This window comes from Rossellomorea orangium, from assembly GCF_019334305.1.
Lineage (GTDB): Bacteria > Bacillota > Bacilli > Bacillales > Bacillaceae_B > Rossellomorea.
Genome location: NZ_JAHWGH010000012.1, coordinates 108,286 through 120,275 on the forward strand (window position 1 = coordinate 108,286; position 11,990 = coordinate 120,275).

15 protein-coding genes and 1 pseudogene are annotated in these 11,990 nt (G+C 39.5%); 15 read left to right on the top strand and 1 reads right to left on the bottom strand.

Going from position 1 to position 11,990, the window contains the following annotated elements; translation table 11 throughout:
* The first annotated feature begins 7 nt into the window (after nt 1-7).
* The 14 genes and pseudogenes from KYJ26_RS06975 (at nt 8) to KYJ26_RS07045 (ending at nt 10,936) form a co-directional block, all read left to right on the top strand.
* The gene (locus KYJ26_RS06975) at nt 8-844 is read left to right on the top strand and encodes a MetQ/NlpA family ABC transporter substrate-binding protein (protein ID WP_219166567.1); all 837 of its coding nucleotides are present in this window, start codon (nt 8-10) and stop codon (nt 842-844) included.
* A gap of 12 nt (nt 845-856) precedes the next feature.
* On the top strand, nt 857-2,053 hold the full coding sequence (locus KYJ26_RS06980; RefSeq protein WP_219166568.1) for a M20 family metallopeptidase: 1,197 nt from the start codon (nt 857-859) through the stop codon (nt 2,051-2,053).
* Between the two features lie 130 nt (nt 2,054-2,183).
* On the top strand, nt 2,184-2,624 hold the full coding sequence (locus KYJ26_RS06985; protein ID WP_219166569.1) for a hypothetical protein: 441 nt from the start codon (nt 2,184-2,186) through the stop codon (nt 2,622-2,624).
* Between the two features lie 336 nt (nt 2,625-2,960).
* Nucleotides 2,961-3,767, top strand: a complete 807-nt coding sequence (locus KYJ26_RS06990; RefSeq protein ID WP_219166570.1) for an aldo/keto reductase — start codon at nt 2,961-2,963, stop codon at nt 3,765-3,767.
* A 41-nt stretch (nt 3,768-3,808) separates the two neighbouring features.
* Nucleotides 3,809-4,015 (top strand): annotated as a pseudogene (locus tag KYJ26_RS06995) (2-thiouracil desulfurase family protein); the annotation flags it as partial.
* A gap of 282 nt (nt 4,016-4,297) precedes the next feature.
* Entirely contained in the window at nt 4,298-4,627 is a 330-nt protein-coding gene (locus KYJ26_RS07005) for a DUF6678 family protein (RefSeq protein WP_219166571.1), read from the top strand.
* Between the two features lie 30 nt (nt 4,628-4,657).
* Nucleotides 4,658-4,906, top strand: a complete 249-nt coding sequence (locus KYJ26_RS07010) for a hypothetical protein (protein WP_257474915.1) — start codon at nt 4,658-4,660, stop codon at nt 4,904-4,906.
* Nucleotides 4,907-5,047: 141 nt separating this feature from the next.
* On the top strand, nt 5,048-5,230 hold the full coding sequence (locus tag KYJ26_RS07015; RefSeq protein WP_219166572.1) for a PspC domain-containing protein: 183 nt from the start codon (nt 5,048-5,050) through the stop codon (nt 5,228-5,230).
* Between the two features lie 358 nt (nt 5,231-5,588).
* Complete coding sequence (locus tag KYJ26_RS07020; RefSeq protein WP_219166573.1) at nt 5,589-6,551, top strand: helix-turn-helix transcriptional regulator; 963 nt, start codon at nt 5,589-5,591, stop codon at nt 6,549-6,551.
* 220 nt (nt 6,552-6,771) lie between these two features.
* The gene (locus tag KYJ26_RS07025) at nt 6,772-7,302 is read left to right on the top strand and encodes a sigma-70 family RNA polymerase sigma factor (RefSeq protein ID WP_219166574.1); all 531 of its coding nucleotides are present in this window, start codon (nt 6,772-6,774) and stop codon (nt 7,300-7,302) included.
* Complete coding sequence (locus tag KYJ26_RS07030; protein ID WP_219166575.1) at nt 7,289-8,272, top strand: LCP family protein; 984 nt, start codon at nt 7,289-7,291, stop codon at nt 8,270-8,272. Before KYJ26_RS07025 ends, KYJ26_RS07030 begins: the two co-directional genes overlap by 14 nt.
* Nucleotides 8,273-8,421: 149 nt before the next feature.
* Entirely contained in the window at nt 8,422-9,342 is a 921-nt protein-coding gene (locus KYJ26_RS07035) for an LCP family protein (protein ID WP_219166576.1), read from the top strand.
* A gap of 159 nt (nt 9,343-9,501) precedes the next feature.
* On the top strand, nt 9,502-10,134 hold the full coding sequence (locus KYJ26_RS07040; protein ID WP_219166577.1) for a type 1 glutamine amidotransferase family protein: 633 nt from the start codon (nt 9,502-9,504) through the stop codon (nt 10,132-10,134).
* Between the two features lie 325 nt (nt 10,135-10,459).
* A complete protein-coding gene (locus KYJ26_RS07045; protein WP_219166578.1) occupies nt 10,460-10,936 on the top strand; it encodes an SRPBCC domain-containing protein in 477 nt (158 codons plus the stop codon).
* A 13-nt stretch (nt 10,937-10,949) separates the two neighbouring features.
* On the opposite strand, the gene KYJ26_RS07050 is transcribed toward KYJ26_RS07045, so the two are convergent.
* Nucleotides 10,950-11,462 (bottom strand): DUF6143 family protein, encoded by a 513-nt coding sequence (locus tag KYJ26_RS07050; protein WP_219166579.1) that lies wholly within the window; start codon nt 11,460-11,462, stop codon nt 10,950-10,952.
* Between the two features lie 334 nt (nt 11,463-11,796).
* Between KYJ26_RS07050 and KYJ26_RS07055 the strand changes: the two genes are divergently transcribed.
* Nucleotides 11,797-11,949, top strand: coding sequence for a hypothetical protein (locus KYJ26_RS07055; protein ID WP_219166580.1), 153 nt, complete (start codon nt 11,797-11,799; stop codon nt 11,947-11,949).
* Nucleotides 11,950-11,990 lie beyond the last annotated feature (41 nt).

Below are 11,990 nucleotides of genomic sequence, written 5' to 3' on the forward strand. Positions count from 1 at the left end.
GAGGAATATGAAAAAATCAATCAGTCTAGCAAGCTTAGCCATTCTATTATTTACCCTACTATTGAGCGGTTGCTCGGGAAACAGTGCATCCGGATCAGGTGACAAAGAAGTCGTGAAAGTCGGAGTGAATGGATCTGGGGTGCCGATTTGGGAGTATATGAAAGAGAAAGCAGCAAAGGAAGGAATTGAAATTGAAATTGTGGAGTTTGCCGATTACGTGAGACCGAACCAGGCGCTGGCCGATGGGGATATCGATCTGAACGCCTTCCAGACGATCTCGTATTTTGATTCTTTCGTGGAAGAACATAATCTGGATCTTGTACCGATTGGCTCGACGATCATCGCGCCAATGGGAATCTATTCGGAAAAATATAAATCGGTAGAAGACTTACCGAAAGGCAGTACAGTAGCCGTCCCTCAAGAGGCGACGAACCTTGGTCGTGCCCTTCTCCTACTGGAGGAATCAGGTTTGATCAAACTGAAAGAAGGGTTTGATCAGTCACAGGGACTCGAAGCCATCAAAGAAAATCCTAAAAACCTTGAATTCACACCGGTCGTCGCTGCCCAGACACCGAGGGTTCTGCCGGATGTGGCGGCATCGATCATTAATAATGGTGTGGCGGTTGAAGCAGGGATGGTCCCGGTTGACGACAGCATCTATATCGAAGGGGCGGAATCTAAGCCGTTCATCAATATCATCGCGGCTCAGAAAAAAGATAAAGACAATAAGACTTATCAAAAGATCGTGGAGCTTTACCAGGAAGATGACGTAGCGGAACATATCAAGAAAACATACAAAGATTCCCTGATCCCGACATTCGTGCCGGTCAGTGAATTGCATTAGGAGGGAAAAGAGATGAGTCAACCAGCAACAATTGCCGATCGTAAACACAACATCCTCTCAGCGGTGGATCAATTGGCTGTGAAACTCGTGTCGACCAGCCATCAGATCCACGACCAACCTGAAATCGGAAACGAAGAGTTCTTTGCGTCAGAGACTTTGACCACCTTACTTGCAGCCAACGGATTCTCCATTGAACGGGGAGTCGCAGGCCATGAAACTTCCTTTGTGGCACGCAAACATTCAGGGAAAGAAGGGCCGGTCATCGGCTACCTGGCTGAATATGACGCCCTGCCTGGACTCGGTCACGCCTGCGGTCATAATATCATCGGGACGGCAAGCTGCGGGGCGGCCATCGCCCTGTCGTCCATACTCGAGGAAACAGGAGGGGAAGTGGTCGTGTTCGGAACTCCTGCCGAGGAAGGCGGTCCAAACGGTAGTGCAAAGGGCAGTTTTGTAAAAGCAGGCTTGTTCGAAGGAGTGGACGCCTGCATGATGGTCCATCCCTTCAACCGAACCACACAGACAGGGAAAACCCTTGCGGTGGACCCCCTTGATTTCGAATTCAAAGGAAGATCTGCCCATGCGGCAGCTTCCCCTGAAGACGGAATCAATGCCCTTGACGGTGTGATCCAGCTGTTCAACGGCATAAATGCCCTTCGCCAGCACGTGACCGATGATGTACGGATCCACGGCATCATTACCCACGGAGGCGACGCGCCCAACATCGTCCCTGACTATGCAAAAGCCCGCTTCTATATACGCGCTGCAACCAGGGAAGCGTGCAATGAAGTCACGAAGAAAGTGAAAGCCATTGCTGAGGGATCTGCCCTCGCCACCGGGACGAAACTGAATGTCATCAAGATTCAAAATGAAGTCGACCACTTTCAGCTCAACCGCCGTTTCGATCAAGTATTCCAGCGCTCCATCGAGTCACTGGGGGAATCCTTCGACGATACAGAACGAAAAGGACTCGGCTCATCCGACGCCGGAAACGTCAGCCGGGTGGTCCCGACCATCCACCCCTACATCAAAATCGGGCCAGAATCCCTCGTCGTCCACACGAACGAATTCAGGGAAGCTGCTAAATCCACCGAGGGTGACCGTGCCCTTGTAATCGGGGCGAAGGCACTTGCTCTGACGGGGTATGAACTGCTGACAGATAAGAGGCTTTTGGAAGAAATATGGGGAGAGTTCGAATCAAGTAAATAAGGATGGAAAGACAGCCTCATCAGGGCTGTCTTTTTTTAATATGAGTATGTTCCAATGTTTAACAAAAACTCGAAAAGGATAATGAATAAATGAGAGATTGTATCGTAGAAACGAAAGAAAGGAGAATGACATGAAAAAACTACTGATAGCAGGAAATCTTCTTTTCACACTCTCGATATTGGGAGCATGCGGATCAGAAGAGGCAGAAGATAATACCTCAAACGATACGGCAGAAATGAATGATCAACAGGATTCCCAGGATATGGACGAACCGGCAGCAGAACTCTTCGACAGTGAGAAGCTGCAGGAACGAGTCCAAAAGGGGATGGATCTCGATTCCTATTCTGCTGAACTGACAGCGATGGAGGAAAAAGGAGAAACCACCCTCGTCAAAAAATACAACTTGACCGGGAATGAAGAAATAAAAGCACAAATCCTCCAATCGTCAGACGGGTTTGTCGCAGTTGAAACGGATGGGCTGGAAGTGACAGATGTTTCAAGCTTCAAAACCATGCAGGAAGTGGAGGATCATCTGAACGAGAAGGATATGGAAGAAGATATGAGTGGATAAATGTTCCACAACATTAAAAGATCATTCGATCGTTTTCTGATTGAAATCCGAACTAATTTACCCTAAGGGAGTAAAATTAGCTCGGATTTTTTATTATTTATTTAAAGAAGTAAACCAGGTCGAAATTGGTTTTAATTAATCCAGCACAAGCAAAGATCACGTCACGTTTCGGGAAAGGCTTCTTAAACTGAGTAGCAAGAATACACAATGGGAGAGTGTATTGATCAAAGTAGGATCAATTCCTTCTTTCGTATTTCTTTTTGAAAATTCTAAAATTTGGTATGATGTACTTTGTAAGCAAAAAAATTAAAGTATACAGAGGGAGTGCTTAAACATATGGAATACATCACACTGAATAATGGGCTGAAAATGCCAATTGTAGGGACAGGTACTAATACTTATGGGAAAGAAAACAATGAGTATAACGCGGCGTTAACAAAAGAAATTCCTGAACTTCTATCAGCACTTGAGTTGGGGTACCGTTCAATAGATGCAGCCATCATGTATCGAAATGAAGAACTTGTCGGAAGAGTATTAGCAGAAAGCACAGTGCCTCGGGAAGAGTTATTTATTACGACAAAAATTCCTGCTCATGAAGAATATATTTCTTCAAAGGAAGCTACTCGGGCAGCCATCGATAACAGTCTAAAAAACTTTCAAACCGACTATTTTGACCTGCTTCTTATCCACTTTCCTATCGAAGACAACGTACAACTTAAAAACACGTGGGAAGTCTTTGAAGAATATTACGAAGCGGGCAAACTAAAAGCAATCGGTGTTTCAAACTTTGAAAAAGATCATCTGGAAGAATTGAAAGAATTCGCTAAAGTGAAGCCAGCGGTTAATCAAATACAAATTAACCTAAAAGAAACTAACAAAAATCTCCTTGCTGTATTAAAAGAAGAGGGTATTACACCTGTTGCATGGGGACCGATGAAAGCCGAACCCCATCAAAAAGAGATCTTGGATGAAATTGGTGAATCTTATAAAAAATCTGGCGCACAAGTCTTATTAAAATACCATATCCAACGTGGTGTGATTGTTATTCCTAAATCTCATAACCGCGAAAATCAAGCATCTAATCTAGATCTATTCGATTTCGAATTGTCTGCAGAAGAAATGAATAGAATTGAAAACTTATAATTCGTTTGTCCCTCATCCTAGTGATATAGATAGTATCGCTAGAGTACCATGCTACCGCGGTCGTCCTTAAAGAGTTTAGCCCCTCCTGTGGGAGTTCTATGATCTATAACGGCGAATTTAAGGGCAAGAAAACACCTGGTAATGGTGTCACAACCGCTTTACTTAAAAGAAATGGAATACGAGTGGTATCAGAGGAAGGACTTAGTGATTTACTTCAGGAGGTTGGAATAGAAAGCACGATATTATAGGGGCAATTAATACTGGGATTGACTCTATCGGAGTTACTTATGGGGATGGTTCATTCGAAGAATTAAGTCATTGTAACCCCACTTTTACTGTGGATAAAGTTGACCAGGTGAAAGATATTCTGATGGGGAGCGAAGTGAAGTAAATAGTATTTTGCTTAATAAGCGAAAGGGGGCAATAACTAATGATCAGCGAATTGATCCAGCTATTGCTCTTATTCAATTATCGACCAGTTTAGTTGAATAAGAAAATATTCGAATTAAGCAGCAAAGCGGTGAGGGACGATGAAAAGTAAACAAAAACAACAATTAATGAATAATACAAAGTGGGAAGAAATTAGAATAGCGATATATAGTTGCCCATATAATGTCCAATGGCGAACAAAGGATCTCGAATCGGGATACATATCCAATTGGGATGGTGAATGGTACTATCATTTTAAGGACAGAGAATATATAACAATTGAGTGGTTAGAGATAAAGGTAGAAACCGGGGAGATTAGGGATGAAGTTATTACCATACTCCGTAATATCCACTTTCCTGGTGTGGCTAGCGACAAAGTAATTAGGGTTTATGGGTATGAAGAGGTTGGTAGCTTTATTGACTATCTATAGAATTTTCTTCAACAACTAACGATGGCTATTTTGAAAAATGGTGAGAAAATGACTAAAGATGAATTTAAAGAATTTCAAGAACGGATTGGCTGGGGAGAGGAATTTAATTTTTATTATCAAGATGAGGAATATTGGATAAGCCAGAATTCGGATGGTTGTTACCTAACCAAAGTCAAAGGTCTCTTTACACAAGAGTTCAATACAAAAGAACAACTTTTTCAACGGGGGACAATAAATGGCAAACGCCTGTCTGAACTATATCAGGACATTGATTGGTAAATCCCTTATTCAATAAAAGGGGGCAATAACTGAAGATCAGTTCATTGATCCGGGTATTCCCTTTCTTCAATTAATGGACAGTTAGGTTATTTCTAAACAATATACTACTAAACAATTTGGTGTTATAAGGAGGGGAGTTAATTGAAAAACAAGTTAACAAAATCCCGAACAGATAAGTCAATAAGCGGTGTTTGTGGAGGAATAGCGGAATATTTCGGTATTTCTTCTTTGGGAGTAAGGTTAATATTTCTTTTACTGCCTGCTAATGTCCTTATATATTTAATTCTTGTTAATACAATGCATGACAGTCCCCGATCATTATAATTCCTTACGTAGAGTGGGGACGGTTCCGTTTCTACCTTCTCCTTTCGACAATTCTCAATCTCCCTTAAAGTCAAAAAGTAGAGTAAGAGGCGTCCCCGGTTTGTATATCCTTTGTTCCGTTAATGGACAGGTTTATTAATAAAGAAAATTTTCAAATAATAGGTGTTCAAAGTGTGGAAGTTATTTTTTTATAATAATGGAAAATGATAAAATCCAAATGATAGGTGACATTGTTGTGATTCGTGGACATGAGTAGAGTAGGGGAAGTCCATTGAGTGGTGTATGGGGATTGCTCAATATCAACATATTTGAAAAAATTGATATTCTAAGATGATTATTAATATAGAGGTGGAAGTATATGCCTAAAACTGACAATATGCTAGCGATTCTATGGATGCTTCGTTCTGGTGAAAAAGTAACGGCACAACAAATGGCAGAGAAGCTAGAGATGAATATAAGGACGGTGTATCGTTATATTGATACCATTTCTACAAGTGGCGTACCGATCGTTTCAGAACCGGGACATAACGGTGGATACTCTTTATTGAATCAATTTATTGAGGCTCCGCTTTTTTTTGATGTTGAGGAGCAAACGTCCCTACTTCACGCAGCTGTTTTTGCAGAGGAAGCCGGATATTATGGAGGGGAAGCACTCGATAGGGCCATTTCAAAATTAAGTCACCACTCCAATCAAGAGCAGGAAACAAAGATCAACCAACATGTTAATAGTCTTGAAGTCATAAGTGGATTACGTCCACAAGCTATGGAGCCTTTTTTGAAGGAGTTGGAACAAGCCGTAGCGGACGGGTACTCAGTCAACATTCTTTACCATAAAAGTGGCGAAAAGCCATTACATGAGAGATTGGTAGATCCGTACCGAATGATTTATTGGAATCATAAGTGGTATGTGATTGGATTTTGTCATCTTCGAAATGATATCCGCAGTTTTAGAGTGGATCGAATGGAACGTCTAACGGTAACCGAAACCAAGTTTATCCGGCCGGAGAATTTTTCAGCCTATGACTATTTTATAAATGGCCTTCTTCCACCTACAGAAGATAAGGAAGGGATTATGTCTTTGATTCTTCATGGGGATAAAAGTGCATTGGATGATATATGCCAACATTGGTTTTTAGGACATTATGTACAAGAACGGACGTCAAACCAAGCCATTTTTCTACTTGAGAAAGAGATTATACATACATATGTACCTCACTTACTTTTACCGTACAATACATCGATTAAAGTGATGGAGCCAGTAAGTCTTAAGAAAAGACTAATTGAGGTTCTGGCGGAATTAATAGAATTTCATCAAGTATGATAACTTCCCTGACGCTAGCTGTCAGGGAAGTTTTATTATTTTACCTTCAGGGATTGTAGTTAATGCAGATTTTTCATCGTTAATCGACAAAGGTAAAGAATGACAAGTCTTATATTCTAAAAATCTTCTTTAATATAAAAATTTCCTTAATTATGAAAAAATGAAACTATCTGTCTGACTTAATCGTCAAACAGGTAACTTATACAAGAAGGGAATAAACATGGACAAAAAAAAAAGAGATGACATCCTTGACCAAGCCATGGGTGACTATGGTGATGAATTGGTAAGGCTTGCCTATACTTATGTAAAGGAAGAGCACATGGCAAAAGACCTTGCGCAAAATGCCTTTGTCAAATGCTACAACCAACTAGAGCACTTCCGAAAAGAATCTGAACTTCGGACATGGCTATACAGAATTACTATAAATGAATGTAAAGATTACTTAAAGAGTTGGAAATGTAAGAAGGTTCAACTGGTGCACTATATACAAGAAAATGCGCAAAAATATCAGAAATCATTGGATCAAAAAGTCGTTCAAAATTCTGTCAATCAAGAAATTAAAGAGATTGTCTTTTCCTTGCCAACAAAATACAAGGAAATCATCTATCTCTATTATTATCTCTCATTAACCATTGATGAAATATCGGAGGTTACTGGTGTGAATGCAAATACGGTAAAAACCAGGCTGAGGAGAGGGAAAAAGGTTTTAAAACCTATGATGGAGGAGGCAGAAATCTATGGATCCCATTAACATTAGGAAGGCAATTAAGCTAACCCAAGATTCGCTTCAATTTACAAAACAGGATCGCGAAGAAGTGTTTAAGAAGATACATGAAAGAAATCAAATAAAGGCTACCGGAACTGTAGGGGTAATGAATAAGAAACACTTATTTCCAGCAGTGGCAACTCTTATATTGGTATCGCTATTCCTTCTTGTGTTTATTCCTTCATTGACAGGCGATCACAGAGATAATCAGATGTTAAGTCTTTCTAATGCCGATGAAAAAGAGGAGGATCAGGTGACTTCAATATTGGTGATGGTAGCCAATGAAGACAATCGTACGGACATCAACCTTCTCTTTACTGTTAACAAGAGAGCCCAAAAGGTAAATGTCATTCTGCTTCCTCCCAGCCTTAAGGTTCCCATCTTGAATGCAGATAAAGAAATCTTGACTGAGGATAAACTGACTCATGCTTTTGCTTATGTTGGTCGTCCAGCTGCAGTAAATAATACCGTGGAAAAGGCATTGGACATGCCAATTGATTATTACTTTATGTGGGAAAGGGAAGAAGTTGAAGAATTTCTCAATTCGATGGAAGACATTCAGATAAACGTAAAAGAGAATATAGAAATGGAGTCAGCTAAAGGAAGCAAATATACTTACTCTAAGGGAATGGAAAATGTCAGCGGTGAAGAAATGGCTAGAATCTTATCAATCGACGGTGAACACCAACTACCACCTTATTTTATGAATAGACTTTTTTCACACATGCTGAATTATTTAAATTCAAGTGATTTCAAATCTTTCAGCCAACAAGGAATAAGCAATGTTTCACCTGAAGAAATGAAGAGAGTATTCAATGAAATGGATTCTTTGGATATTAACAACATTCCTCTGGAAGGATTTTTGCATCCTATTATAACTGATGGATTATTCTATGTTGAATTGGATGAAACCTTTAAAGCGCGGTTATCAAAACAATTGTTCGAGTTTAAGTAAAGTGCAGGATGATGGGTAAATGCACAGAATTTTGAACGTTCTTGGGATAAAGCGGTGGCACCCTTTTACATGGTGATGCCTTTATGAGCAGGGATTTAAATAGAACTCAGAGAGGTTGAATATATAAGAATGAAATAGTTGAAAGGAAAATGTATAGAAGGAAAAGAAAAAAGAGAAAAATCATATTATTATTCTTTTTTATATTTTTTCTTGTTTTTTTACTAGGTGCTTCTTATGTATATTTTCAGTATCAAGCTGGACTTGAAAAGTCAGCCAACGATTCAGTTATTCTTGATCAGAAGGTTGAATTTAATGGAGCAGATCCTAATAAGGGAATAACGAATGTTTTGTTACTTGGAACGGATGCAAGGGGAAAGGAAATATCAAGAACTGACACCATAATGGTTGCTCAATATAATTCGGATAACAATGAAGTGAAAATTTTATCTATTATGAGAGACTCCTATGTTAATATACCTGGTCATGGCTCACAGAAAATCAATGCTGCATATGCAATTGGAGGACCAGAACTATTGAGAAAAACATTAAAAGAAAATTTTGATATTGATATTCAATATTACTCCTTAGTAGACTTTAAAGGTTTTTCCAGTATTATCGATGAAGTATTTCCAGATGGTGTCGAAGTGGACATTGAAAAAGAAATGGTCAAAGGGATTAATCCTCCACTCCATCCTGGAATGCAAAAACTTGATGGAGATCAGTTGCTTAGTTATGTCAGATTCCGTAAAGATAGTGAAAGTGATTTCGGTAGAGTACGTAGACAGCAAGAAGTTCTTAAGTTACTAACAGATGAGATGACTGATTTAAATGGAGTTATGAAAATCCCAAAAACATTAGGAATAATTAAGCCTTTTATTAGAACGAATATTAAGACACCTCAAGTACTATCCATAGCTACTTCAGTATTAGGAGATAATAAAAGCATTGAATCAATGAGAATACCATTAGATCATACATATACCGACGAGTATTATGATGGTGTCGGATTAGTACTTGACTTAGATGTTAGTGAAAATAAGAAGGCTATCAAAGATTTTTTATCTGAGTAATAATGGGGCTGGGATATCTTTAAGGATTTTAGTAGTAAAATAGTAGAGATTTCACTTAACTTTAATAAAATTTCATCAAATAATAAAACTTCCCTGACGCTAGCTGTCAGGGAAGTTTTATTATAATAGCAATATCAATGGTGATTGGAGTGGTCTTGGATGCAAACACAAAAAGCTTATTTATATGTATTTGATACAATGTCAGACTGGGAATATGGATATGTAATGGCTGAACTAAACTCAGGAAGATATTTCAAAAAAGATGCAGCGCCTATAAAAGTCATGACAGTAGGGGCTACTAAAGAAATGATTACGACGATGGGAGGACTGAGCATAAAACCGGATATGTCCCTTGATGAATGTACTCTTGAGAGGGAAGATCTTTTTATCTTACCAGGGGGGACTACTTGGAGCGAAGACATTCATCAACCGATCTTGGAAAGAGTTGGCCAAGCTTTAGAGCATGGCACGATCGTGGCTGCTATTTGTGGTGCAGTTGAGGCCCTTGCGAATATGGGATACTTAGATACTCGAAAGCATACAAGTAATAACTTTGAATATACGAAAATGGTATGTCCTCACTATAAAGGAGAAGCGTTCTATGAGTCGGGACCAGCGATAGCAGATGGTAATTTAATTACGGCATCAGGGATAGCTCCTCTGGAATTTGCAAGGGAGGTACTGAAAAAAATGGACGTGTTTACACCAGATACATTAGATTCATGGTATCACCTGAATAAGACCCATCAACCCCAATACTTCTTCCAGTTAATGAATTCAATAAATAAATGATGGGACTGAAATGCTCGATTTCTCTATTTTAAATTTGTAGAGAAGTTGGGCTTTTTTATGTGGAACTTTATATATCCGAATTTCCCAATTGGGAAGGTGAATGCAGAAGAGGAGGTAGGTGTGGATAAAGGATTCGGTCACCTTATAGATCGTCACTCTCTTATTTCATAAAAACAGAATATAGTTAAGGATCGGTTCTCCAAACTATTGAAGGGATTTTCAGCTCTTTGTTGAACTATGTAAAGAAATGAATTGTAGCGGATATGATGATGAATTTGGCTATTTAAGAGAATTGTGACTAAACTTAAATGTGGAGGAGATTGTCATGGATGATGCGTCAAATAACACGAGGATAGATACTGCTTCAAGAATGATTACAGTATCACCACAAACCATCTATCGTTCTTTCTTGAATTCGGAGGACCTCGTTTCCTGGCTTCCGCCAAAAGGGATGTCAGGTGAAATTGAAATGTTTGATCCTCGTGAAGGCGGAAGTTATAAATTAACGCTGATGTATGAAACAGAGCATTCAAATCCTGGTAAAACGACCGAAGAAACGGATGTTGTCCAAGGGACGTTTATGGAGTTAGTTCCAGATAAAAGAATTGTGATATCCGTAAAATTCATTTCCAATGACCCTGCGTTCTCGGGGGAGATGATACAGAAATGGCTCCTGGAACCCAATTCGGGAGGTACAAAAGTGACCATCATTTGTGAAAATGTCCCTGAAGGAATTAAGAAGGAAGATCATGACATCGGTTTAAGATCTACATTAGAAAATCTCGCTTTGTATACCGAATGATGTTTCCTTTACATTAAAAGATTTCCTCACTCTCAAACCATTCAAACTCAATCTGAGATGAAGCAGGTGAGCGGCTACATAGAAAGAACATGGCGTTCGTTCCTGGTTCTATAATTAGTCGACCGTCAACTCTAAACCCCAGCTCTGTTCTTAGGGGACTTAGCGCTCTTGTACCGACAATCTTACCTCCTGAAAATGAGCCTGAAACACTAGGGTTATAGAAAATTTGCCCCACAGGTTTATGCTTGGAGGCCAGTTTTAGAACACTTACGTCTGATGATAGAGTTGGGGTTCCGGGAGGGTCAGCATTCACAACAAAGTCTGCCGTCACTAGTTTAGTTGAAAAGTTTGTCAAAGCAAAAAAAGAGACATATAAATTCACATTAGAATGGAGCGGATTCACAAGCTGTGCCCAAGCATGTTTACTAGCACTTGTACTTAATACCCCGGAAGTACCAGCAAACAGCTTTCCTTTCGTACTTTGATAGGCTGGGTTTATTATGTCCACTGTTGGTTTTATTTCCATGGAAAGTTTTCCTCCTGATAAGTCTATTTTTAAAATATATATACTTTAGGATAGTCATTATGATTTTAGACCAAGTAAAAGTTTAGAATGATTGAAAATAAAACGTGATTTGTCACTCTGCACAGACTTTTGAGGGACGGACCTTCTGCTTTAAAAAAGCAGAGGTCCGTCCCTCTCTTTAGGTACAGACGCCTAAAAATGTAAGTGGACAAGAGAGAAATGAGGGGTGTGAAAAGCTTAACAAAGTATATTGTGTCTTTACGATTTAAAACATACAATTCACACTGTCTTAACATGTGGCCTTTACTATTGATGAAGCAAAACAAAAAGCGACATGGAAGTTCTTGACCTGCCGTCACCTGAGGTTCAAGCGGAATGGCATGTGAAAACGGTATACTTCTCCATTAACCCGGCAGCCTATGATCAAAATATCGTGAAAGATGAGTGGGGAAAGTTCAGGCAGCAAAGGAAACGGACCCTTCAATAGAAGTAGCCAACAAAAAGCAAGGGAACTAGTATAACCTGTTT

Bases quoted from the DNA above. Each gene is read 5' to 3' on its own strand.
- KYJ26_RS07020 (WP_219166573.1), top strand. From the start codon at position 5,589: ATGCCTAAAACTGACAATATGCTAGCGATTCTATGGATGCTTCGTTCT.
- KYJ26_RS06980 (WP_219166568.1), top strand. From the start codon at position 857: ATGAGTCAACCAGCAACAATTGCCGATCGTAAACACAACATCCTCTCA.
- KYJ26_RS06975 (WP_219166567.1), top strand. From the start codon at position 8: ATGAAAAAATCAATCAGTCTAGCAAGCTTAGCCATTCTATTATTTACC.
- KYJ26_RS07050 (WP_219166579.1), bottom strand. From the start codon at position 11,462: ATGGAAATAAAACCAACAGTGGACATAATAAACCCAGCCTATCAAAGT.
- KYJ26_RS06985 (WP_219166569.1), top strand. From the start codon at position 2,184: ATGAAAAAACTACTGATAGCAGGAAATCTTCTTTTCACACTCTCGATA.
- KYJ26_RS07035 (WP_219166576.1), top strand. From the start codon at position 8,422: ATGTATAGAAGGAAAAGAAAAAAGAGAAAAATCATATTATTATTCTTT.
- KYJ26_RS07030 (WP_219166575.1), top strand. From the start codon at position 7,289: ATGGATCCCATTAACATTAGGAAGGCAATTAAGCTAACCCAAGATTCG.
- KYJ26_RS07045 (WP_219166578.1), top strand. From the start codon at position 10,460: ATGGATGATGCGTCAAATAACACGAGGATAGATACTGCTTCAAGAATG.
- KYJ26_RS06990 (WP_219166570.1), top strand. From the start codon at position 2,961: ATGGAATACATCACACTGAATAATGGGCTGAAAATGCCAATTGTAGGG.
- KYJ26_RS07040 (WP_219166577.1), top strand. From the start codon at position 9,502: ATGCAAACACAAAAAGCTTATTTATATGTATTTGATACAATGTCAGAC.
- KYJ26_RS07025 (WP_219166574.1), top strand. From the start codon at position 6,772: ATGGACAAAAAAAAAAGAGATGACATCCTTGACCAAGCCATGGGTGAC.
- KYJ26_RS07055 (WP_219166580.1), top strand. From the start codon at position 11,797: ATGGAAGTTCTTGACCTGCCGTCACCTGAGGTTCAAGCGGAATGGCAT.
- KYJ26_RS07005 (WP_219166571.1), top strand. From the start codon at position 4,298: ATGAAAAGTAAACAAAAACAACAATTAATGAATAATACAAAGTGGGAA.